The following is a 22361-nucleotide window of genomic DNA, read 5'->3' as shown; positions in this document are numbered from 1 at the left end:
GACGTAAAAATAATTTTCAAGCCATAGCCTTAACTTTTCTGATTGAAATGAAATAAACAATTTAGCCACTACTGATAATTCATTGATAAATACTTAAAAAAACTGCCGCTAATTAGCGGCAGTTTTAGTTAGACAACACTTTGAATTTCGATTCAACCCAATCAATAGTTAAGTAAAGTAGAATCTCGTTTCAGCGTTCAGATTATTGATTGTCTTCCGATTTAACAATAGGGTTGTCAATTATGAATCCAGCTGGCGCTATAAAGGTTAGGCCTGTAGGAATTTCTTCCAATGCTTTACCTTCTGATGTCAATGCCTCGACATATTCAATCATTGACTCATTATCAACAAATCCAGAAAGAACAACATCCGACTGTTTCTTAGTATTAAAAATCTCGTAACCGTCTTTACCACCAGCAATGTAGGCATTTGTCGCAATTTTATAGACAGTATCAGAATTAATCGCCGAACAGTTACCCGCTGAAACACCTTCTGGACAAATGTTTAAGCCTTCAATCTGCTCACCAGCAACAGCTAGACCGTTAAACGTAAACTCAACGTTAGCAAAAGTTGGGAAAGATCCCGAAGACGTAGTCAACGAATAGTTGATAGTATCTTCAAGCAATTGAGTAATATCAGCGCCTTTAAGCTCAACAATGGCGAGTTCATTACTAAAGTAAAGAAGCGAACCGACGATATATCCAGCAGTCAATCCATCTGGCCCTGCAACGATACTGTTACGTACGCCACCATTATTGGTGATGGCCATATCAACGCCATAGCCTTGTTTATTAAGTTTCCAAACCATCGAAGTAGCTACTTGAGCGCCAGCTTCTGAACCAGTGACAGGTAAAGATGCACCTTTGCGTGCAACACCTGGTTGGCGAACATGATCTAACATGCCAGTATCGGTTGGATCATTGGCATCAAATACTTGACCAATAACTTTACCTTCAAACTCTTCAATTAATGGTTTGTAATCAATGTCAATAATGCTGCGCAACAGAGCATCTTCTTCTGTGATGGCGATATTATTTTGTTCAGACACAAATTTTTCAGCTGAAGTCTGGTCTGCTTCGGTCAGTGCTTCACGATTTTCACCGTCATATTTATGTTTAAAATCATTATCAATAAGTAAGGTATTGTTACCCTCACACACAGTTATCTCACCATTTTCAAAACTAACATCAACCTGACCAACTGCCTGTGCAATGTCACCAGCTTGTACAATACACGTCTTGGTAGTGCCATTAGGGTTAGTGAACATCTCTGCATAACCAGCAATCGCAGAGCCGTTGCCATTACCGATATTATTAAAATCGCCGAGTAAAGTATGAGAATGGCCGCCGACAATTACGTCAACACCGTTTACACTTTCTGCAATACGGATATCACGGTCTAAGCCTATATGGCTTACCATAATGACTTTATCAACTCCCATTTCTTTTAATGCATCAACAGTCGCTTGGGCAGTTTCTATCTCTTTTTTGAAGACAAGATCTTTACCTGGAGATGAAATACTTTCCATATCTTCTAGAACAAGACCAAAGACACCGACTTTCTCATCATTAAACTCTTTTATCATATAAGGCATGATATTAGAAACATCACTCATTTGTGAGTCAGCGCTAATATCAAGGTTTGCCGCCAGAATAGGAAAATCGACTTTATTAGCAAATTCAATCAATGGCTCATTGCCTAAATCAAATTCGTGATTACCGATTGTCATTGCATCAAGATTCATCTCACGTAACAAAGTTGCATTACCTGCACCTTTAAGTACGTTGAAATATAGAGAGCCTTGAAAAGCATCACCACCGTGTAAAGCAAGAAATGGCTTACCGGAATCATTAGCTGCTGAACGTGCATTTTTTAATGCTGTAGCTACTCGAGGATAGCCACCAGCGGAACTACGAACACTAAAATCTTCTTCATTAATTTGAGCTGTAAAATCAACAGAAGTCGGATCAAAGCTTGAGTGCGTATCGTTAATATGCGCAATTGTTAAGTTAAATTTAGTACTTTCTGGTGCAACAGTATCATCATTACTATTACAACCCGCTAATGCCGCTAATACTGCTGTGGCAACTAAGCCTTTTATTAATTTACTAGTCATTCAATCAACCCCTAGATTATCTTTAATTAATTACCATCATTTTTTACAATTACGGATTCTATGATCTCGCTGACAGCATCATAGCAAAGAATATATCGAAATTGTGTCAACTTTATGAATAAACGTGGGCTAAATGTTTATTTTCAAAGCATATTGTATAACCTATTGTCCACATATAAGAACAGAAAGAACCAGGGGTTCAGGGTGGTGCGAAGGGAATTTTTAAAAGCCTGTACACCCACCAGGCTTAGTTTTTTATTTCAACGCGTTAGCGCTTTACGCGTTTCAAAACGATTGTCTGTATTTATGAACAAGTCGTTACACACCAACACCACCAAACACCATTCTATTAACCAAGCATTAACTTAAGCTAATCTACTTTTGAGCCATTTTGCGATGTCGGTCAACTGTTGGGGCAGAACGGTGTGAGGCATAGTGTAGGTTTTCCACTCTACATCATAACCATTAGTGATTAACATCTCGTTAGCCATCTTGCCGGCTGTTACAGGTACGACATCATCTTGCTCACCGTGGTGCTGTAAAATTGGTGTCGCCTTATTCGCCTCGCTCAGCTCTGAGGGTAATTGATCTGCCGTCGGCAGATAACAAGACAGTGCCATGATCCCCGCTAACGTTTCAGGAAACCTTAATCCACTGAAGAGGCTCATGACGCCCCCCTGACTAAAGCCAGCCAATACGATTTTATCGGCAGGAATGCCGGCATCTATCTGTTCCTGTATTAATCCACAAACAGCAATTTCAGACTCAAGCACGCCCGGCATATCGGCCCTGTTATGCAGATCCATGCCCTTAATGTCATACCAGGCTCGCATCACATAACCTTGATTAATGGTTACTGCCTGCTCCGGGGCATGGGGGAAAATAAATCGGATGCTGTGATCATCAGGCAGTCCTAAAGCCGGTACGACAGGCGCAAAGCCTGCACCCGAGTCGCCCAAACCGTGCAACCAGATCACACAAGCCGTAGCGGTTGATTCAGGCTCTATAGTAATGCGCTCTAATACTCTTGTAGACATTCTTTTCCTTTAAATTTGCCATCAATTTTGTGACCGACATCATACCTTAGCGATGGCTATGACCCAAACGTTCAATAAAATCGTTCATTCTTGTCGAGTCTTTTCGCTTTTCCTGTTGAATATCACCGCCTACACTCAATACATCAAAGAGACGATAATGAGAAAAGTTATGGGATTACTTCAAGACGGCGTGTGGAAGGACCAGTGGTATCCAACCAAAGAGAACGGCGGTAAATTTGTACGTGAGAAGTCACAGTTCAGGCACTGGATAACCTCCGAAGGAGAGTCTGTGAATGAAAACGAACCCGAATTTATCGCCGAAGCGCAGCGCTATCATCTTTATGTCTCCCTTGCCTGCCCGTGGGCGCACCGAACCTTGATATTCAGGGAGCTAAAATCTCTGCAAGCCTATATCAGCGTCTCTGTGGTAGAACCCCATATGTTAGATAACGGCTGGGAGTTCTCCGGCCCGAATCAGAGCGATGCAGCCTCGCACATCAAAGGGGCTGAAACCGACCGGCTCAACGGCAAAGATTTCCTGTATCAAATCTATCAGGCCGCCTCTGCTGATTACACAGGCCGGGTAACAGTACCCGTACTCTGGGATAAGAAAACGAAAACGATTGTGAACAATGAATCTTCGGATATCATTCGAATCTTCAACTCCGCCTTCAATCACCTCACCGGGAACACAATAGACCTTTACCCTGAGGCACTGAGAGAAGATATCGATGAGATCAATGACTGGGTCTACTCCTCGATAAATAATGGCGTCTACCGAGCCGGGTTTGCAACCAGTCAGGAGGCGTATAATGAAGCCTTCGACAGTCTGTTTGACGCCCTGGACAAGGTAGAAAAGATATTACAAGGGAAGCGATACTTAACAGGTGAGACGATAACCGAAGCCGATTGGCGTCTGTTTACCACCCTGATCCGATTCGACTCTGTTTATGTGGGCCACTTTAAAGCAAACAGACAGACGATCGAGCAATACCCTTCAATTTCAGCTTATCTGAGAGAGTTATACCAAGTTGAAGGCATCAAAGCGACGGTTAACTTTGAACATATTAAGCAACACTATTATTTCAGCCACGATCAGATTAATCCGAGCAGAATCGTGCCTAAGGGCCCGTTTATTGATTACCTGAGTCCGCATGGACGAGACAAGGCTGACAAACGCTAGTCGATACTAAGCCCATACGAATCGGCCATTACGGAACGAGTTCTGTTGCTTGAAGCAGAATCGTTCCTAAGGGCCCGTATATTGATTACCCGATGCCGAGCTCTTCGCGGATTGCGTTAAGCTGCTCGAGCGTGTCTAGTCTCAGGCTCCATCTGACGGCGCCGGCATCGGCATTGATGATCAAGGCCTCGTCATTGAACTTAATATCCTCCACCATGGCATACATGGTCGTACCTGAAGTGGATAACCTCACCTGAACTTCGAAAGGAGTCAGAATAATTTTGCCTTGTGAAAATTCGATAACCATACGCCAACCTTTATCTCTTCATAAAAACAAAAAAACCAGCAAAAAATTGCTGGTTTTTCTTCATACACTCATTTATTAGTGATGATGACCGCCCTTACCATGGGCATGACCGTGTGCTTTCTCTTCATCTGTCGCATCACGTGCATCGACAATTTCAATGTCAAATGTCAATTCACGACCGGCTAACGGATGGTTGATGTCGACCGTCGCCATAAACTTACCCACTTTAATAATGGTCACCTGACGCTGACCCTGATCTGTGTTGATTAGCGCACGCATTCCCGGCTTCCAAATTTTTGCGCCCTCTAGGTGCTTAACTGATACGCGCTGCTCACAATCTTCATTACGCTCGCCGTAGGTTGTTGCCGCAGGTAGGGTGACAGAAAACTTCTCACCGGCTTGTTTACCATTAATCGCATCTTCGACACCCGGCATCATGTTGTCATGGCCATGGAGATACGCAATTGGATCGAGACCTTCATTTGTCTCTAACACCTCTCCCTGTTCATCGCGTAATGTGTAATTAAACTGAACAACCATATCGTTTTTAATGCTCATTAAATGTCCTTAACTGTCTGTTGACTCTGTTTTGAGTCGCAGCTTAGCAAAACTCATTTGTACTCTCTAGCCCTAACCTAAATTATCGCCCGCCACCGGGCACTATGGTAAGGTGTTCAACCTGACTGAGAACGTCCAGATTCAACAGCGCTAATTGGCAAACACCTGAGCTAATTTGATGTTTTGCTGAGCAATCTACGCTCCATTGCCTTAACAGGTATCCCGCTAACGCCGCTCTTGTCACCACTTCCAACTTGTTATCTTGCATCTGGTAATCCAGTGCAATCGCTTCAGGGTGATCTAGGCTTGGATGAGGGATCAGGTTCAAAGTGATCATATTATCCCATTGAGTGTCTTTTACCTGAGTCTCATTGAACTTAGGCTCACTACTCGCACTTGAGATGGCTTTGATACGGGTCACCACGAAATCGGTAAATACCTGGTGAGTCCTGTCGAATGCCCTGACATGCCACCTCTGACCATTATTAACCAGAGCATGGGGCACTATCTCACGTTCTCTTTCACCCGAGGAGACCGAGACATATTTAACTTTTAAGGCCCGCTTATTTTGAATAGCGCGCATCAATGCCGCAATAATTTCGGTATCAGGGTGGATCAACTGAATCGCATCGATACATATTTCACTGGGCGAAATAGGCTGAGACAGCCCATCACCAAAGCCTTTCGCTAAACCATGTAAAATGCCTTCGGGTTCATGCTGAAACAGGGCTTTAAACTCAGGTTTTCTATGATAACTCTTCGTCTGATGCACCAGGGTCATATTAACCGGTGCAAACTCTCGATAACTGGCAAAATCACGCGTCGCGGCGGCAAGGCCCGTTGCGAATTTCTTAATGAGATCCTGACGGGATACCTGCCCAAAATACTGCAAACTAAAGTCGATAAAAGCGAGGCGCTGTTTTTGAGCGTGAGAAAGGTTATCCATTGAGTTCATAGGCTTTGCAAGCTTCCAGATTCAGATATCAGTTATTCATACCAGTCGGCAGAATTCGAATGACAATAGGTATTTAACAGCGATTAAAGGGATAATATAATTGATAAAAAAGAAAGGTGCAATCATTGTGATTACACCTTAATTATGGAGAGTGGCTAATGCAAACAGGCTTAAATAACGCCTAAGGCCTTAAAGGTCGCTTCACTTGGAAAACCATCTGCAACCAGTCCAACACTCAGTTGAAACGCTCTTAAACCGGTTTTGGAGTTATTGCCCATCACCCCATCAGGCTTTCCTACATCGAATCCTTTCTCATTTAACTTCGCCTGCAACGACTTGACACGGGCGCGACTTAAATTGTCCTGCTTGGGTGGCTTAACGGCCAAACTAACACCCCCATTGATTCTGTCGGCCAGATGCCCTACCGCAATGGCGTAAAACTCAGAACGATTCCATCGCATGATCACATCAAAGTTCTTATAGCCTAAAAATGCCGGGCCGGTATGTCCCGCAGGCAGATAGAGTGCGGCGTTCATATCCGGTGTAGACAGAGGAGCATCATCACTCTTAGTCACCCCAAGTTTTACCCACTCGGCCAGAGGTTGAGCCTTGTCCTTACCGAGGTATCCATAACTGAAATCATTGGGCAGTTTGACTTCACGGCCCCAACGTTCATTACGTTGCCAGCCGAGTTGATTCAAAAAGTTTGCCGCTGAAGTCAATGCGTCAATGGTGCTGTTCCAAAGGTCGGCTTTACCGTCGCCATCTCCATCGACCGCATATTTTGCATAAGCACTAGGCATAAATTGTGTGTGGCCCATAGCGCCAGCCCATGAGCCGACCATCTGTGAGGACTTAAACTGATACTCCTCTTTAAGCTTCAAGGCTTTCATCAATTCGCCGGTGAAATATTTACTACGGCGGGGATCACAGGCCAGCGTTGCTAAAGAGTCGAGTACCGGCATTTTCCCTTTATAAGAGCCGAAGTTAGTTTCCAGCCCCCAAAACGCCATCAGGTATTGAGGCGGCACCCCGTATTTCTGTGATAATTCATTGAGGAGTTCTCGGTTCTCTTTTAGTAACTTTCTCCCCTCCTTCACGCGCCAGTCGGTCACCCTTTTGCTGAAATAGTTATCGAACGTTTGGCTAAACTCCGGCTGTTTCTTGTCTAATTCGATAACTCGAGATACATATTTTACCTTTGCCAAGGTGTTGTCTATGGTGTCTCTCGATAGCCCTTGCTCTTGCGCGGTCTCTTTTAGTTTAATAACACAAGAGGCAAAGTCATCGGCGCTGGCGGGCATTGAAGATAAGCTTGAAAAAAATAACAGGGAGGCTAACGGGACATGTTTAATCAAAATGAATACTCCAAGAATGCATAAAAAAGATATCGGCCCAATAAAAATGAAAATCATGGCTATGGCCTGTAGCCGTTAGTACAGACCATAATAACGATACAGACAGCATATATTAAGTATTTATCCCCGATTAAGTGAGATTAAATTGCAATTATTCTATTCTGCAAAAATTAGCCAGGTTAAATCTAAAGATTTTCTTGGAGAATGCGGCTCATGCCGTATAATGAGTCGGTTAAATATTCATACCTAAGAGACCTAACATGACTGAAACAAATCCATTGCTTACCAGCTTTATCGAAAACGTAAAAGAACACCAAGCCGTCTGGGGACTGCAGGATGAAACTGGTGAAGGTTGGGTTGTATGTGACTCTTCTGAATACGAAGACACTGATGTTATGCCGTTATGGTCAACTGAAGCGCATGCTAAAGTACATTGCAGTGAAGAGTGGTCTAACTACCAGCCAGTCTCTATCACTCTGGTTGAGTTCCTGGAGTTTTGGGTGTCAGATCTTAACGACGATGGCGTTCTTATCGGCACAGATTGGCAAGCCGAAAAAGAGTGTTTAGAAGTTGATCCTATCGTACTTGCTCAGTCTTTGGTAAATATCGAAGAAGAATAAAACAAGCTGAGTAACGCTTACTGAGCGAAAGTGGCTTCTTAACCTTAACAACACTCCTCACAGGATAAATTACGGTTAAGAAGCCTGACTCCCCCTCCATGCTCGAGCTTAATATCCATGCCTTCCCTATCTCTTATCGATATACCATTCGATTATCGCCATACCTGTTGGTTTTGCGCTGAGCCCTGTAACGGTAACTTCGAATACCACGCCACAGCCATTACTCCACATCAGAGCCTGAGTATCCCCGCCTGTAAAGAGTGCTTAAAACTGGCCAAACAGAACCAATTAACTTCGATTTGGGACTGTCAGATCGCAGTGAAAGATGAGCTTATGCGGATCTACGCTAAACATCTGGCAATCGGTATCAATTGGACAGAGCAAGAGCTCATCGACTCTGAGTTCTCCTGTAAAGTATTCGAAGGGTTCAAGAAGAGTGCCTGGATGATGTACCTGATCGCCAAAGAAAGAGTCAATGCACCGGGTTGGCCACTGAGTGTTAATGGTATTCCGCTGGATAACGGCGACTATGAGCAGGGCTTTGAGTTTGATGGCGTCAAATATCGCTCTCTTTCAAAAGCGGTGAGCCATTACAGCCGTATCTTAGGGTTAGATAAACTGTTTTTTGAAGCCGTACTGTCACAGGTGGGCAGAAGTCGATTTGGCTATGCCGTTCGCATCAGCCGAATTAATATCGCTTCCCATAAAAGGGTCAAGCAACAGGTGCTGAAAGATATCGCTCTGGAGCAAGGGCAGCCACTACATAGTGATACCTGGTTTTAAAAAGGCCATAAACTATGGCCTTTAATCAATACAATGCAGCTTAAACTATCTCTCTTAATTTCTGTTGCACCACATCCACGAGTAGATCGGGTTGGAATTTAGATATGAATCGGTCACAACCGACTTTTTCAACCATGGCATTGTTAAAACTGCCACTCAATGAAGTATTCAAGGTAATAAACAGATCGCTCATGCGTTTATCACTACGGATCTCATGAGTCAGTTTATAGCCATCCATCTCGGGCATCTCGGCATCTGTGATCAACATTAAGATCTCATCCTGAACAGATTTCCCCTCATCGCACCACTTTTTCAAGACATTCAAAGCCTGCAACCCGTCTGAAGTTTCTAAGATCTCTATCCCTAAAGGCTCTAATGTCTCTTTAATCTGCCTGCGAGCGGTAGACGAGTCATCGGCAATCAATATTCTGCGACCATGCATCTCGCTGACCAGTGATTCATCGAGAACCCCGTCAGAGAGACGAATATCATAGTGAATGATCTCCGCCAACACTTTTTCAACATCAATGATTGAGACCAACTGGGTATGACCTTCCGTTTCGATGCGAGTAATGGCCGTTAAGTAATTATTGCTTCCAGCAGTCTTAGGCGGAGGCAAAATATCTCCCCAAGTCATGTTGACAATATGCTCAACCTTTCCAACCCTAAAGCCTTGTACACTTCGATTGTACTCGGTAATAATCAAGTTTGACTCTTGATCGTCTGACATAGGTTGAAAACCGATAGCCGCACGCAGATCGATAACCGGAATGGAGGTACCTCGAATATTGGCAACCCCACTGATATGGGGATGACTGCCCGGCACAGCGCTTAATGCAGGGAGCTTAACCACCTCTTTGACTTTAAAAACGTTAATTGCAAAAAGTTGAGTGGCATTTATTCGAAACAATAAAAGCTCTAACCTATTTTCACCAACGAGTTTTGTACGTTGATCAACCGAATCAAGAATTTTTGCCATAATACAACTCTCAAGGTAAAGGGATAATGGTTAGCAACCAAAATATTACTTGTTAATTATAGTCTTTATCTTACCCACAGAACTGAGTTACAGATCTAATTAAAACAAATAAGTAGTCAAAGGCCTGAGAAGTGAGACGCCCTGTTGATTACCTTTAGCTATCCAACGTTGCTTTAACCCCGCTTGAAGGGCCCCAAGGGGCTTCACACTAGCCAAGTAAGCGGGTTGACTATGATAAAATCCACCAGCAGCAATCAAAAGACTCAAAAATTCTAACACTTATAATTAAAAGTGGCAGTTTTTATAATTTATACCAATTGCATTAAATATCTGACCATTCAGCGGGAGTTCAAAACCCTGTAGGCAAGGCGGGGGATTGAAGCTAATAGTCATTCTCGGCAACAAGCTCCTGCGTTGCTCCACCTCCTGCATCCAGTAAATAGTATCATTCATCTTAAATACGGGTTGACATGGCCGGCGTTGACGATATAATGGCCACCGATTTTGAGATTCCCTTGTAATTTTCTTTTGTTAGTCCGACTCCTCTCGTCACTGCCTCACAAAATATATTAATACACCTGGTTCAACATCTAATAGCTCGTCATTTTACTGTCATAAATTTATGATTTAATTTGACTCGATTAAGCATATCCAATTCGAACTTGTTACAAACGTTAACATTTGAAGATGATATAAATGCTTGATTAAGCTGTTAAAGATGAGTAGTCTCGAAACACAAATAACACTCATCTTTCGCAAAAATGCTAAGGATATTTTATAGTTAAATACATGCTGCAAAGGTTTGCAGTAATATAAAAAGGAATATGACATATGTCGTACAATATCAATGGTCATGAGATCACAGTAAATTTCCCGGTAGACTCTATCTCTTTAAATAAGTCTTCTATCGCTTTCACCGATAGCCAAGGGAAAAACAGACAAACCTTTTCTAAACGCACCGAAGCGTTATCGTTTATGAAATGGCTTTTATCAAGCAACAAATAAATCACAGTGATAAAAGAAATGGATGATAAAGAGTCTGTTTGTAATAAAATAAAGAAATACAATTAGTTAAAAAATAATGCCAATCGATACACTACCTCTCACTGGTATCGAGTGACCCAAACTTCCACCGGAAAATGGGAACAGATAGGACTGACATCATTAAATCAGCTATCAGGCAGTAAAGTAACATCTACCTTTGGTTCAGGCTGTATCAATTTCACAGATACTCAGCCTGACCAAACGGTAAAAACCTCAATGATTGATCCTATCCTCTCAACAAATTCTAGCTTCTTACTTCGATTTAAGACCGCCCTGCAGATGTTGAATTAGCCGCCATATTTACGTTGGTATCGAGGCAACATACTGACATTGCCTAGTAGCCCCCCCTGATGAAGGTACATGATAGGTGTTTTATCCGCCGTCATATTCAGATAGTGCTCAAGTGCCATCCAGCCTAAAGGATCATAGAGAAGTTCAAATTCGATACCTGTATTGCAGACCCGTTTCCACATCTCATAAAACTCTCGATACAACTTACCGAAATGAAATTTCTTAGGCATGGCAACAATCTCAGGATGATGCGCCGCCTCACCACTGAGCATTTCGAATTGCTGTTTCAGGTATCCATCACCGCCAACGGCTGCACAAGTTAAGACACGAATATCTAACCCCGAACCAACAAAATATTTATTGAGAAATAACGCAGTTGTACCGGTACCGGAAGGAAGAAACACGATGAGAGATGAAAGAGCCAGCTCCCTAAACCACGCGCAGATCTCCTCTGCAAGTTTAAACACACCAAATTCGGCATAGCCGCACCTTCCCCCCTCAGGAACAAACACTGCACGCGCTTGATTAGGCAGTACTTGCTCCTCTATATAGGTCAAGGTATCGCGCCCCTCTCGATCACTCTGCTCGCTGAGATTAATGATATTGGCGCCATTTTGGCAAGCACTGACATAATTGCCCTCTTTCTGTGTTTTTATGTGCGAGGCGATATGGTCCACATAAAAGTCCAGCTGCCACCCTCTCAACTTAGCGAGCGCTGACATAGAGTACAGCGAGTTAGCCTGAGCAGAGCCATACCCGATAACCTTATTAACATCCGGGAAGTCATGCTCAAGAAAATAGGCAAATTTGCGAGCCTTATTACCGGAAAACTCCGGATGCAGGAGATCGTCTCGTTTAACAAAAATGTCTCTGTCAAACATCTCAATGGAATCTACTGGGGTATGACTTAATTTCATAATTCTGAAACCTAAACTATTGAACTGACAAGTTTATCACTGTAAGTCTATCGAGCAAAACCACTAAAAGCTGGTAATTTTTACTAACAGGTAATATTAGAAAAAACAAAAAACGCCTATATTTCATAATGATACTTAATTGGCACGTTTCTAGCTTATTAACTGTATAGCGCAGCTTAACTTTTGCCTTTATAAGGAGTTTTTAATGGCAGTATTACGTTTAATCTTTAACATTGCATGGTTTGTTCTCGGCGGATTTGTTATGGGCTTAGCCTGGTGGGTAGCGGGCTTACTCTGTTATATCAGTATTATCGGCATACCATTTGGTCGAGCCTGTTTTGTCATCGGTGAAATGACCTTCTGGCCATTTGGGCAAGATCATATGAGCAGAAGGAGCCTGACTGGCAGTGAGGATATAGGTACTGGCGCATTTGGTACCCTAGGCAATATCGTCTGGTTTTTACTATTTGGGATCTGGCTTGCAATAGGTCACATTACTCATGCGTTGGCATGTTTCGTTACCATTATCGGGATCCCATTTGGTATTCAGCACCTGAAATTAGCGCTTTTAAGCTTAACCCCTATTGGGCAGACGGTTGTCACCAAAGCTTAGAGCGGTGTTTAAACAATACGTTTTAACGTGTGACTCGGTAAAACATGGTCACACTCCCGGTCACTCATTAACCGCATAACCAAGACGCCGAATTAATTGTCATTAGTTCGGCGTTTTTCGTTTACGCAGCAAGCTTACTTACTGCCTGTTTTCACCTCTGACATATACTCATCCAGAATCAATTCGGCATCAATTTTCGATAAGCCAGCATTAAACATATCTCGCCAGTAATGGCCTTCAGGCGTGTTTCTAAATGCGATAAACATCTGCTTATCTTCAAGCGTCTTCTTGTTTATCTGTAATTTCCCCGCGAGTGACTTCAACTCTTTTTGAGATAACAGGTAGCCAAAAACGTGTAGGTCGATAACAGCGGCATCGATGCGAGCGGTAGCCACCTTCTTTACGTTATGCTCATCAGAATTGACAACTTCGACCCTTTGGGTTCCCAGCTTAATCATGGCATCTAGCTCGGCCGTGTTTGTGTAATCTCTCACCACACCTAGCCTGTACTGATTAAGATCTGCGAGACTGGACCAGCTGATGGGATGCAGATGCTGTTCAACTAAACCTAAAGGACTGGAACCTAATGGATCTGAAAAAATAAATTCATCTGTTGGATAGCTATAGGCCGGAAGGTATCCAACATATTTAGACTCGGGCCGATTGACGAGCCTTATGGCTCTGCTCCAAGGGAAAAAGCCAACAATGAGTTCATGCCCCATCGCTCTCATTGCCGCCCGGGTAATTGCAATAGTCGCCCCCTGTTTCTCTAAGGTACTGCCCGAGTAGGGAGGCCAGTGAAGCGAGGTCAAATGAAGTGTGTCGGCTTTTGCTTCCGGCACGGCAAAACTTCCGATAACCAGCATAAACTGACACAGAATAGCGATGAAAAATATGTAGTTGCGCACGCCGCTTAACGCCCTCTTCCCACCGATGTCTAACGCCCCTTCAAAGAGTATCAATTCTCAGTATAGCTTCTTTATCAGGCTGACAGATTAAGCTTTGTTACAATTGTTGACTGGTCTAAGCGCGTTCAATAATGAGAGAGTAATAATCAGAAGGCCAAAACTGGAGTGCCAATGTTACGTAAAACAATGATAACGATAAGCGGAGGTGTACTCACCTTAGTGGGCGCGGCCCTGTTAATTTTACCCGGACCTGCCTGGTTGCTGCTTCCCGTTGGTTTGGCCATCCTGAGTCTGGAATATCCTTGGGCGAAAGTGTGGCTGCGTAAGAGTCAACGTCAACTACGTGCTTCGGCCGCCTGGCTGGATAGAAAAATCCTATTAAGAAAAATGAAGTCTTAATCTGTAGTCGCACCATTTACGGCTTAAGTCGCATAAATGCGATTTTTTAGGGGTCAAACGACCAGCCTGCCTGAGAATGGCGAACTGAACCGAGACACTCTTCACGAAAACCCAATCCAATTCCACGATAGTCCCTATCGAAACAAAGCGTTATCTAAATTTCGTTTAGATTAATAAGATACCCTCACTAAATAACCACATAAAAAACAAGTCTTAATGTGAGGTCTCAAATGAAACTAGTTTCTCCCCTTTGTCTGGCTATCCTGGCAGCAATCACTACTGCACCAGCCGTAGCGAAAGAGCCGATTGAAATTATCAAACCTGCGAAGATCACGGCACCGGAAAAAGTTGAATTGGGTAAGATGTTGTTCTTCGAACCACGACTCTCAAAGTCTGGTTTTATCTCCTGTAACTCATGCCATAACTTATCACTTGGTGGTGTCGATGCGCTTCCAACCTCTATTGGGCACAACTGGCAAGAGGGCCCGATTAACTCTCCTACGGTCTTGAATGCTGAATACGGTCTGGCACAATTTTGGGACGGGCGCGCAAAAGATCTCAAAGAACAAGCCGGTGGGCCAATCGCTAATCCTGGAGAGATGGGTTACACCCATGAGCTTGCCGTCTCCACTGTAAACTCTATGCCAGCCTACCAGGCAAAATTTGAAGCCATTTATGGGAAAAATTCGGTCAACATTGACAATATTACCGATGCCATCGCCGAGTTTGAAAAAACATTGGTCACGCCGAACAGTCCTTTCGATCTCTATCTTCAAGGAGAGCAGGACGCGATTACTGCCGAAGCAAAATCAGGTTATCAACTCTTTAAAAATAAAGGTTGTACCAGCTGTCACAATGGACCCGCAGTTGGTGGCACCATGTATATGAAGATGGGACTAGTAAAACCATTCCACACTAAAAACCCGGCAGAGGGTCGAATCGCAGTAACAGGAAAAGAGGCTGATAAATATGTCTTTAAAGTTCCGACACTACGCAATATCGAACTAACCTACCCCTACTTTCATGATGGGGCGACCTGGACCTTAGAGGAAGCGGTCAACACAATGGCTGATATTCAGCTTGGTCAGCAATTATCTGAGAAAGAGACAGTTGAGATGGTAGCATTTCTTAAGTCACTTACCGGAGAGCAGCCCAAGATAGTGTTACCGATCCTGCCGCCATCGAATGCGAATACACCTAAGCCCGTCCCTTTCGGTAAATAGTATTAGTTAAATAGCGTACCGCATCATTAGAAGATACCCATTTTCTCAAAGCGAAACGCCAGCAATATGCTGGCGTTTTGCTTTAACCCACTAGCTTGAATGGGAAACTATTGAAGCGCTCAATAATCGCGAGCAGTACTCCCTGACGGCGCATATTATCCAACACCCCCGGGCTGAATCGCTCTAATCGGGTCATGGCCGTTAGCAATAACTTACACTCATGCAGCGTCGCATCCGCAATATACTCAGGCCTGTCAACTAAATGGCTATTATGATACCAATCGTCCCACTGGAACTCACTCAATAGCATTGAGCTTTTGGCAAGATCATCCGTGAACTCCTGGATCCGACAAACTGAAATGGGCCTCTCACCACATGCTAAATCATTAACGTATTTAGCATAAATGCCCGATGTATGCTTCAAGAATATATGGTTCATCTAACACCTCCAACAATCTCGGATTATCCAGTGTTATGATATTTTATCGGCATATTCACAACACTCTTTAGTGCTTAACCATGTGCTGCATATGCCATACCACTCATCCGAGTTTTGAACATGTATCGAGTATATAACTGGCATGCTGTACTCAGGCTTAACGGTATGAGGTAGGGTTTAATTGACCATTTTAACTATTGATATCATAAACAATCACTTGAAACCTAAAAGTCGATGAGAATATTTCAAGAGCATAAAATCCACGCAGAAATGAGGCTTAAATAATATTTCAAACCCAATTAGATGGGTTTAAAATTTGTTCATTATTTTCATTTTGCAATGCAAAAATGCAATATCGTAACTTTGAGTAAGCAGCACTGCCAATGCAGCAGAGATACCTCAACTACATTGGCTGTTATACCGATTGGTATTATAAACTCGCGTTGGCAAACTCTTCGAGAATTAAGTCCGTAAATAGCCGACCCGCTTTACCCAGTGGGCGTTCCATCGTTGACACTAACTGCGGCGTAAAGCTATATCGACTGCCGCCTTGAAAGTCGACTTCAACTAACTCTCCACGATTCAGCTCTTCATGAATAAGAAAATCAGGCATCCAACCAAATCCCAACCCCATCTCCAGTGCATTTTTTTTCATGATAAAGCCTGAAAGGTAGAAAACTTTGTCACCCCCAAACTGAAGGTCATCTCGATAATTGCTCTCGGGTGATGAGTCTTCAATCGTCAGCTCGACATATCGTTGCAGATCAAACAGTGACACCTTCTTCTCACCCGCGAGTGGATGATCGCTGCTAACCACTAATACACTCTTAATATCAGGAAGAGGTCGAGGACGATAATTAGGCCCGGTTCGATAGTCTTTCACTAACATAAGGTCCGCATTGTCTCGCTCAAACCTGGCCTGAACGCCACCTAAAAACTCCATATTTAGCTGGATTTTTGTTGGGATCTGATTGGATGCCATACGTTTCAGGGCCTTCATTATTGGCTCCATAGGAAGAGAACCATCAACCACCAATTCAAGTTTAGGTTCCCATCCCTCACTAAATCGGCTTGCCAAATGTTCAATATTTGCAAGGTTTTGCAGTAACTTTTGCCCCTCGGCAAGGATAACTTTTCCTTCAGGTGTTAATTCTGCCCGGTACTGATCTCGACAAAATAGGTTTACACCTAAGTGCTGCTCGAGTTTTTTCACCTGATAGCTCACCGCAGATTGAGCCTTATGCAAACGCTCTGCAGCCTTAGAGAAACTGCCCTCTTCGACCAACACCTCCAGCAATTTAAATGCATCCACATCGACCCGCATATCCACCTCACCAGTGTAAACTTAAGAATACAATCTAAAATTATGATTGAGTTGCCGGAATTATTATTCTTTTTTTTGCTGGTTTGAGCAACTAAATTGATAGGTGCGTCACAAATTAATTAAAACTGCCGAGTCCATCCGAAGCAGTTGACCACAATAGTTAATGGGTAAAACTGAAATTTCATGCATCTGTTGAGATACATGAAACCGCTACCGCCTCCAGGGGTGATAACCGGCTAAGTCGAGCATCAGCGTCACCCGCAAGTCATCGAAGAGTGGCTGCGAGTAGTAACAAATTAAACGAGGACAAGACAATGGCAAGCGAACAAAATCCACTGGGTTTATTGGGCATAGAATTTACAGAATTTGCCACCCCAGATCTTGATTTCATGCATCAAGTGTTTATTGATTTCGGTTTTTCTAAACTAAAGAAAAGTAAAACGAAAGACATTAGCTATTATAAGCAGAACGACATTAACTTTTTGTTGAACAATCAGGTTCGGGGATTTTCAGCCGATTTTGCTAAAACTCACGGACCCGCGATCTGTTCGATGGGCTGGCGTGTAGAAGATGCTCAATTTGCTTTCGAAGGTGCTGTAGCACGCGGCGCTAAACCCGCAGCAGACGACAATAAAGACCATCCCTATCCAGCTATTTACGGTATTGGCGACAGCCTGATCTACTTTATCGACCTGTTCGGCAGTGAAAATAATATCTACCAAAACGATTTCGTCGATCTTGAAGAGCCTGTGATCACTCAGGAGAAAGGCTTTATCGAAGTCGATCACCTGACCAACAATGTTTACAAAGGGACGATGGATCATTGGGCCAACTTCTACAAAGATATTTTTGGTTTCACAGAAGTGCGCTATTTCGATATTAAAGGGGCCCAAACGGCCTTAATCTCCTATGCACTACGTTCACCCGACGGCAGCTTCTGTATCCCGATTAATGAAGGCAAAGGCAGTGACAAGAATCAAATAGATGAATATCTCAGAGAGTATGATGGACCCGGCGTTCAGCATCTGGCATTTCGGAGTCGTGATATTGTCGCCTCGTTAGATGCGATGGAAGGCTCATCGATAAAAACCTTAGATATCATCCCTGAATATTACGACACCATCTTCGAAAAGTTGCCACAGGTGACAGAAGACAGAGAAAAAATTAAACATCATCAGATCTTGGTCGATGGCGACGAGGAGGGTTACCTGTTACAGATATTCACTAAGAACCTGTTCGGGCCCATCTTTATCGAGATCATTCAGCGTAAAAATAACCAGGGATTCGGAGAGGGTAACTTTACCGCCCTGTTCCAGTCAATCGAGCGAGATCAACAGCGCCGCGGTGTGCTGTAATAGTTTAAACTTAGTTAACTAAAAGTAAAACCAGCCAACTTGGCTGGTTTTTTGTTTTCACGCAGCGATTATTTATCTACACTGAGCCACCGAATCGAATAATAGACACCATCAGACCCATGCTAGATCTCACTTTACTCGCCGTTTTCCTCCCAACCTTCTTCTTCGTATCGATTACGCCGGGAATGTGCATGACGCTCGCCATGACACTGGGCATGAGCATAGGGGTAAAACGTACCTTTTGGATGATGATAGGAGAACTTGTTGGCGTAGCATTAGTGGCCACCTCTGCTGTTATGGGGGTCGCGAGCATCATGCTCAACTACCCGCAACTGTTTGAAGTACTAAAGTGGGTGGGTGGGCTCTATCTGGGTTATATCGGCGTGCAGATGTGGCGGGCCAAAGGAAAAATGGCCAAGCTTGACGGCCAATCAAGCAGTATCAGCAACAGCGCATTGATTTCTCAAGGCTTTATCACTGCCATTGCAAATCCTAAAGGCTGGGCCTTTATGATATCCCTTCTGCCTCCTTTCATTAATGCAGATAAAGCGCTCGCCCCGCAGTTCATTGCCCTATTAAGTGTGATCATGTTTACCGAATTTGTCAGCATGACGGCTTATGCTACAGGCGGAAAGAGCCTGAAAGTGTTCCTGACTAAAGGCGATAATATCAAATGGATGAACCGTATAGCAGGTTCACTCATGGTAGGTGTGGGCTTCTGGTTAGTGTTAAGTTAGCTTTTCGTCACAAGACTCAAAATACGACAAACAAAGCCATAGAGCTTAAAGGCGACTCTCCCTCAAGTATTCAAGCCCACAAGCCTAATCCTCACCTTTAAATGGCAATAACTTGACAGCGTCCTTCATGTAACGTCTGATCTGCTCAGTTTCTTGCTCGGTAAACGCCTCGATCGCTTCACGAAAAGCCGGATGGGAAATCTCATGATTAGAATAGGTGATCATCGGTTCAAACCCTCTGGCTAACTTATGCTCCCCCTGTGCCCCTGCATCGAAAACGGCTAAACCATGCTTAATGCAGTACTCTATGCCGGTGTAATAACAGGCCTCATAGTGTAAAGCGTCATAGTCTTGCAATGCCCCCCAATAACGCCCATATAGATGAGTCGCACTTTTAAAATACAGTGCAGAGGCAACAACTAGATTTGCTGTTGCCACGTCTTGATTAGACTCCTCAACAATCAGCAACTTGACGCTATCGGCCATGGTTCGCCCAAGGGTTTTGAAAAAAGACAGGTTAAGATACCCATAATGCCCCGACCTTTTCGCGTAGGTCATTTGATAACAAAGGTAAAAACTTTGCCACTGAGCATCTGTGATGTTACAGGCGTCGATAAACGTGAATTTCAACTCATATTGGCTGATCTTGTCACGCTCCTTTCGAATATTTTTTCGCTTTCTCGCACTCATCCGAGACAAAAAATCTTCAAAGGAAGTGTAGCCTCTGTTTAACCAGTGAAACTGAGTCCCTGTCCGCATCAGTGCCTGTCGCTTAGCCAGCCGAGCGGACTGCTGTCGGGGAAGAAACAGACAGTGCCAACCGGAGAAGCCATCTTTTTCGAGTCGTTGATTTAGGGCATTCACAATATTAGACCAGACAGCCTCAACCTGAGTCGTCTCTAATGCTTGACTAATGCCAAGCCTTGCCCCCGTTACGGGTGTAAACGGGATCGCACTTAACAGCTTAGGATAATATTGTACCTGATTACGCTCATAGGCCTGGGCCCAAGCCCAGTCGAATACATATTCTCCATAGGAGTGCATCTTGCTGTAGAGTGGCATTACGGCGATACGCTTCTCATCCATAAAAACCGTCAGATGCATGGGGGTCCAGCCGGTCTTCGGGCTCGCGGCACCACTCGTTTCCAGTGCCGACAGATATTCATGACGATTAAATGGACAGCAAGCCTTTCCCTTTTCAGACATCAACAGGTTCCACTCTTCAGCAGGGATCGATGCAATCTCATCGGCAAACTCAATTCTGAACTCTTGATTTTCCATACTTTTCAAAAAACGTCTCCTGGCTTGCTGACTTGCTTTTTTTATTTTTTCACGTCACATTGCACTGATAACTAATCAAAAAAACTAAAAGGGATAATTCATGCGCCCGTTAAAGACCCTATTTGTCGCCATGTCCATAGCCGTACCTCTGTTCAGTATATCTGCAACACTGCATGTGCCATCTATACAGGCGGCTGAACCTTCAATATATAGCCATATGGCCACCGTGCAACCTATATGGGCCGAACATGGCATGGTCTCGAGTCAGGAAGCTCTGGCGACGCGTGCAGGAGTAGAGATATTAAAACAGGGAGGAAACGCGGTAGATGCGGCCGTTGCCGTAGGATTTAGCCTTGCAGTGACCTTGCCCAGAGCCGGTAATCTGGGTGGTGGCGGCTTTATGATGGTACATCTTGCCGAGCCCAACAAGACTATCGCCATCGATTATCGGGAGATGGCGCCCGCTAAGGCTCACAGAGATATTTTCCTCGATGAAAAAGGCGATCCCGACTCGCGCTTAAGTCGCGAACATGGCTTAGCCGTTGGTGTACCTGGCACCGTCATGGGAATGGAACTGGCTTTGCAAAAATATGGCACCATGACGATGAAACAGGTCACGGCAGCCGCAATTAAAATGGCCAAAGAGGGTATAGAAGTGACGCCAGACCTGTCGACTTCACTCACAGGCCTGAAGAAGCGCCTCGCCCAATGGCCTAGCTCTGCGGAGATATTTTATAAAGCCGACGGCAGTGATTATAGTGTCAAGGAGACGCTCAAGCAGCCTGAGTTGGCTCACTCCCTCACGCTTATCGCCGCCAATGGCAGCAAGGGCTTTTATCAAGGCGAGACGGCGCAGAAGATAGTCTCTGCAGTACAAGATGCCGGCGGGATTATGACACTCGAGGACCTGAAAAACTATCGGGTTGTCGAGCGTAAACCGGTACAAGGTGATTACCGGGGCTATCAGGTGGTCTCGATGCCTCCTCCTTCATCGGGCGGCATACACATCATCGAAATGCTCAACATGTTAGAGCCGTTTCCCATCGATAAGCTGGGGCACAATACCGCGGCCACACTTCATCTGATGACAGAATCGATGAAACGAGCCTATGCGGATCGCAGTGAATATCTGGGCGATCCTGATTTTTATAACGTACCGGTTCAGGCGCTGATCAACAAAGATTACGCAAAGAAACTGGCCAGCCAAATCAAAATGAATAAGGTAACACCCAGTCGTGATATTAAACCTGGCAACTTAGTGGCCTATGAAAGTGATCAAACCACCCATTACTCCGTTGTCGACCAATGGGGCAACGCCGTTTCTAACACCTATACCCTGAACTTCAGTTATGGCTCTGGCCTGGTCGCAAAAGGCACGGGCATACTGCTCAATAATGAGATGGATGACTTCTCGGCGAAACCCGGTACGCCAAATGGTTATGGACTGGTTGGCGGTGAAGCTAACGCGGTCGAAGGAGGTAAACGCCCACTGAGCTCCATGAGCCCGACCATAGTGATGAAAGATGGCAAGCCATTTATCGTCACGGGTAGCCCCGGAGGCTCACGGATCATCACCACCACGATGCAGGTCATCATGAATGTTATCGATCATGATCTGAATATCGCCGAGGCCACCGCAGCACCAAGGATCCATCATCAGTGGCTACCCGATCTCCTCAGAGTCGAGCAGAGTCTCAACAGAGACACCATAGAGCTCCTTGAGAGCAAAGGGCACAAGGTAAAAGTCAACAATGCCATAGGTTCGACCCAATCGATTATGGTCACTGAGCAAGGTATTTTCGGCGCATCGGATCCCAGACGTGCCGGTAGCGAAACGGCAGGGTATTAACTTAATACCGATTGGTATTAATCAACAGCGATAAAAAATGGGGGAAGCATTATGCTTCCCCCATCTATATTTCAATAATAGTCTG

At 44.2% G+C, this 22361-nt stretch carries 22 protein-coding genes; 10 read left to right on the top strand and 12 right to left on the bottom strand.

What is annotated here, in order from left to right; translation table 11 throughout:
- Window positions 1–202 precede the first annotated feature (202 nt).
- A complete protein-coding gene (locus tag EKG38_RS07285; RefSeq protein WP_126519619.1) occupies window positions 203–2116 on the bottom strand; it encodes a bifunctional metallophosphatase/5'-nucleotidase in 1914 nt (637 codons plus the stop codon).
- Between the two features lie 365 nt (window positions 2117–2481).
- Entirely contained in the window at window positions 2482–3153 is a 672-nt protein-coding gene (locus EKG38_RS07280; RefSeq protein ID WP_126519618.1) for an alpha/beta hydrolase, read from the bottom strand.
- A 169-nt stretch (window positions 3154–3322) separates the two neighbouring features.
- Between EKG38_RS07280 and EKG38_RS07275 the strand changes: the two genes are divergently transcribed.
- Window positions 3323–4336 (top strand): glutathione S-transferase family protein, encoded by a 1014-nt coding sequence (locus EKG38_RS07275; RefSeq protein WP_126519837.1) that lies wholly within the window; start codon window positions 3323–3325, stop codon window positions 4334–4336.
- 85 nt (window positions 4337–4421) lie between these two features.
- Here EKG38_RS07275 and EKG38_RS07270 read toward each other — a convergent pair whose 3' ends face one another.
- From EKG38_RS07270 to EKG38_RS07255, 4 genes are all read right to left on the bottom strand, one after another.
- Complete coding sequence (locus tag EKG38_RS07270) at window positions 4422–4643, bottom strand: DUF3389 domain-containing protein (protein ID WP_126519617.1); 222 nt, start codon at window positions 4641–4643, stop codon at window positions 4422–4424.
- Window positions 4644–4718: 75 nt separating this feature from the next.
- Complete coding sequence (locus tag EKG38_RS07265) at window positions 4719–5201, bottom strand: FKBP-type peptidyl-prolyl cis-trans isomerase (RefSeq protein WP_126519616.1); 483 nt, start codon at window positions 5199–5201, stop codon at window positions 4719–4721.
- An 82-nt stretch (window positions 5202–5283) separates the two neighbouring features.
- Entirely contained in the window at window positions 5284–6156 is an 873-nt protein-coding gene (locus tag EKG38_RS07260; protein WP_126519615.1) for a WYL domain-containing protein, read from the bottom strand.
- A gap of 170 nt (window positions 6157–6326) precedes the next feature.
- Window positions 6327–7514 carry a lytic murein transglycosylase gene (locus EKG38_RS07255; protein ID WP_342775824.1) on the bottom strand — a complete coding sequence of 396 codons (1188 nt, stop codon included), beginning with the start codon at window positions 7512–7514 and terminating at the stop codon, window positions 6327–6329.
- A gap of 260 nt (window positions 7515–7774) precedes the next feature.
- Here EKG38_RS07255 and EKG38_RS07250 point away from each other — a divergent pair, with 260 nt between their 5' ends.
- A complete protein-coding gene (locus EKG38_RS07250) occupies window positions 7775–8134 on the top strand; it encodes a DUF2750 domain-containing protein (RefSeq protein ID WP_126519614.1) in 360 nt (119 codons plus the stop codon).
- A 117-nt stretch (window positions 8135–8251) separates the two neighbouring features.
- Window positions 8252–8917: a hypothetical protein gene (locus EKG38_RS07245; protein ID WP_126519613.1), complete on the top strand. Its 666-nt coding sequence runs from the start codon at window positions 8252–8254 to the stop codon at window positions 8915–8917.
- Window positions 8918–8957: 40 nt separating this feature from the next.
- Here the strand turns inward: EKG38_RS07245 and EKG38_RS07240 are convergent, their stop codons facing one another.
- The gene (locus EKG38_RS07240; protein WP_126519612.1) at window positions 8958–9896 is read right to left on the bottom strand and encodes a chemotaxis protein CheV; all 939 of its coding nucleotides are present in this window, start codon (window positions 9894–9896) and stop codon (window positions 8958–8960) included.
- 831 nt (window positions 9897–10727) lie between these two features.
- Here EKG38_RS07240 and EKG38_RS07235 point away from each other — a divergent pair.
- A complete protein-coding gene (locus tag EKG38_RS07235; protein ID WP_012143017.1) occupies window positions 10728–10901 on the top strand; it encodes a hypothetical protein in 174 nt (57 codons plus the stop codon).
- Between the two features lie 326 nt (window positions 10902–11227).
- Here the strand turns inward: EKG38_RS07235 and EKG38_RS07230 are convergent, their stop codons facing one another.
- Window positions 11228–12148 (bottom strand): 1-aminocyclopropane-1-carboxylate deaminase/D-cysteine desulfhydrase, encoded by a 921-nt coding sequence (locus tag EKG38_RS07230; protein WP_126519611.1) that lies wholly within the window; start codon window positions 12146–12148, stop codon window positions 11228–11230.
- Window positions 12149–12353: 205 nt separating this feature from the next.
- Here EKG38_RS07230 and EKG38_RS07225 point away from each other — a divergent pair, with 205 nt between their 5' ends.
- Entirely contained in the window at window positions 12354–12761 is a 408-nt protein-coding gene (locus tag EKG38_RS07225) for a YccF domain-containing protein (RefSeq protein WP_126519610.1), read from the top strand.
- 134 nt (window positions 12762–12895) lie between these two features.
- Here EKG38_RS07225 and EKG38_RS07220 read toward each other — a convergent pair whose 3' ends face one another.
- Window positions 12896–13627, bottom strand: a complete 732-nt coding sequence (locus EKG38_RS07220) for a substrate-binding periplasmic protein (RefSeq protein WP_126519835.1) — start codon at window positions 13625–13627, stop codon at window positions 12896–12898.
- A 213-nt stretch (window positions 13628–13840) separates the two neighbouring features.
- On the opposite strand from EKG38_RS07220, the gene EKG38_RS07215 reads away from it, so the two are divergent.
- Window positions 13841–14068 (top strand): PGPGW domain-containing protein, encoded by a 228-nt coding sequence (locus EKG38_RS07215; protein ID WP_126519609.1) that lies wholly within the window; start codon window positions 13841–13843, stop codon window positions 14066–14068.
- A 230-nt stretch (window positions 14069–14298) separates the two neighbouring features.
- Window positions 14299–15291, top strand: a complete 993-nt coding sequence (locus EKG38_RS07210) for a cytochrome-c peroxidase (protein ID WP_126519608.1) — start codon at window positions 14299–14301, stop codon at window positions 15289–15291.
- 82 nt (window positions 15292–15373) lie between these two features.
- Here the strand turns inward: EKG38_RS07210 and EKG38_RS07205 are convergent, their stop codons facing one another.
- On the bottom strand, window positions 15374–15730 hold the full coding sequence (locus EKG38_RS07205; protein WP_126519607.1) for a DUF6508 domain-containing protein: 357 nt from the start codon (window positions 15728–15730) through the stop codon (window positions 15374–15376).
- Between the two features lie 430 nt (window positions 15731–16160).
- On the bottom strand, window positions 16161–17054 hold the full coding sequence (locus EKG38_RS07200) for a LysR family transcriptional regulator (protein ID WP_126519606.1): 894 nt from the start codon (window positions 17052–17054) through the stop codon (window positions 16161–16163).
- Between the two features lie 314 nt (window positions 17055–17368).
- On the opposite strand from EKG38_RS07200, the gene hppD reads away from it, so the two are divergent.
- Complete coding sequence (gene hppD / locus EKG38_RS07195; RefSeq protein WP_126519605.1) at window positions 17369–18409, top strand: 4-hydroxyphenylpyruvate dioxygenase; 1041 nt, start codon at window positions 17369–17371, stop codon at window positions 18407–18409.
- 119 nt (window positions 18410–18528) lie between these two features.
- Window positions 18529–19146 carry a LysE family translocator gene (locus tag EKG38_RS07190; protein WP_126519604.1) on the top strand — a complete coding sequence of 206 codons (618 nt, stop codon included), beginning with the start codon at window positions 18529–18531 and terminating at the stop codon, window positions 19144–19146.
- An 84-nt stretch (window positions 19147–19230) separates the two neighbouring features.
- On the opposite strand, the gene EKG38_RS07185 is transcribed toward EKG38_RS07190, so the two are convergent.
- A complete protein-coding gene (locus EKG38_RS07185; protein ID WP_126519834.1) occupies window positions 19231–20427 on the bottom strand; it encodes a GNAT family N-acetyltransferase in 1197 nt (398 codons plus the stop codon).
- A 100-nt stretch (window positions 20428–20527) separates the two neighbouring features.
- Between EKG38_RS07185 and ggt the strand changes: the two genes are divergently transcribed.
- The gene (gene ggt, locus EKG38_RS07180) at window positions 20528–22276 is read left to right on the top strand and encodes a gamma-glutamyltransferase (protein ID WP_126519603.1); all 1749 of its coding nucleotides are present in this window, start codon (window positions 20528–20530) and stop codon (window positions 22274–22276) included.
- Window positions 22277–22361 lie beyond the last annotated feature (85 nt).

Origin of the sequence: Shewanella canadensis (genome assembly GCF_003966225.1) — a bacterium.
Classification (GTDB): domain Bacteria; phylum Pseudomonadota; class Gammaproteobacteria; order Enterobacterales; family Shewanellaceae; genus Shewanella; species Shewanella canadensis.
The sequence above is the reverse complement of the archived record's forward strand: the minus strand, read 5'-3'. Positions and strand labels throughout refer to the sequence as shown.

Excerpts from the sequence above, each read along its gene's own strand:
- EKG38_RS07285 (WP_126519619.1), bottom strand. The coding sequence starts at position 2,116 with ATGACTAGTAAATTAATAAAAGGCTTAGTTGCCACAGCAGTATTAGCG.
- EKG38_RS07280 (WP_126519618.1), bottom strand. The coding sequence starts at position 3,153 with ATGTCTACAAGAGTATTAGAGCGCATTACTATAGAGCCTGAATCAACC.
- EKG38_RS07240 (WP_126519612.1), bottom strand. The coding sequence starts at position 9,896 with ATGGCAAAAATTCTTGATTCGGTTGATCAACGTACAAAACTCGTTGGT.
- ggt (WP_126519603.1), top strand. The coding sequence starts at position 20,528 with ATGCGCCCGTTAAAGACCCTATTTGTCGCCATGTCCATAGCCGTACCT.
- EKG38_RS07200 (WP_126519606.1), bottom strand. The coding sequence starts at position 17,054 with ATGCGGGTCGATGTGGATGCATTTAAATTGCTGGAGGTGTTGGTCGAA.
- hppD (WP_126519605.1), top strand. The coding sequence starts at position 17,369 with ATGGCAAGCGAACAAAATCCACTGGGTTTATTGGGCATAGAATTTACA.
- EKG38_RS07190 (WP_126519604.1), top strand. The coding sequence starts at position 18,529 with ATGCTAGATCTCACTTTACTCGCCGTTTTCCTCCCAACCTTCTTCTTC.
- EKG38_RS07260 (WP_126519615.1), bottom strand. The coding sequence starts at position 6,156 with ATGAACTCAATGGATAACCTTTCTCACGCTCAAAAACAGCGCCTCGCT.
- EKG38_RS07185 (WP_126519834.1), bottom strand. The coding sequence starts at position 20,427 with ATGGAAAATCAAGAGTTCAGAATTGAGTTTGCCGATGAGATTGCATCG.
- EKG38_RS07275 (WP_126519837.1), top strand. The coding sequence starts at position 3,323 with ATGGGATTACTTCAAGACGGCGTGTGGAAGGACCAGTGGTATCCAACC.
- EKG38_RS07270 (WP_126519617.1), bottom strand. The coding sequence starts at position 4,643 with ATGGTTATCGAATTTTCACAAGGCAAAATTATTCTGACTCCTTTCGAA.
- EKG38_RS07230 (WP_126519611.1), bottom strand. The coding sequence starts at position 12,148 with ATGAAATTAAGTCATACCCCAGTAGATTCCATTGAGATGTTTGACAGA.
- EKG38_RS07215 (WP_126519609.1), top strand. The coding sequence starts at position 13,841 with ATGTTACGTAAAACAATGATAACGATAAGCGGAGGTGTACTCACCTTA.
- EKG38_RS07235 (WP_012143017.1), top strand. The coding sequence starts at position 10,728 with ATGTCGTACAATATCAATGGTCATGAGATCACAGTAAATTTCCCGGTA.
- EKG38_RS07265 (WP_126519616.1), bottom strand. The coding sequence starts at position 5,201 with ATGAGCATTAAAAACGATATGGTTGTTCAGTTTAATTACACATTACGC.
- EKG38_RS07205 (WP_126519607.1), bottom strand. The coding sequence starts at position 15,730 with ATGAACCATATATTCTTGAAGCATACATCGGGCATTTATGCTAAATAC.
- EKG38_RS07245 (WP_126519613.1), top strand. The coding sequence starts at position 8,252 with ATGCCTTCCCTATCTCTTATCGATATACCATTCGATTATCGCCATACC.
- EKG38_RS07220 (WP_126519835.1), bottom strand. The coding sequence starts at position 13,627 with ATGCTGGTTATCGGAAGTTTTGCCGTGCCGGAAGCAAAAGCCGACACA.
- EKG38_RS07210 (WP_126519608.1), top strand. The coding sequence starts at position 14,299 with ATGAAACTAGTTTCTCCCCTTTGTCTGGCTATCCTGGCAGCAATCACT.
- EKG38_RS07225 (WP_126519610.1), top strand. The coding sequence starts at position 12,354 with ATGGCAGTATTACGTTTAATCTTTAACATTGCATGGTTTGTTCTCGGC.
- EKG38_RS07250 (WP_126519614.1), top strand. The coding sequence starts at position 7,775 with ATGACTGAAACAAATCCATTGCTTACCAGCTTTATCGAAAACGTAAAA.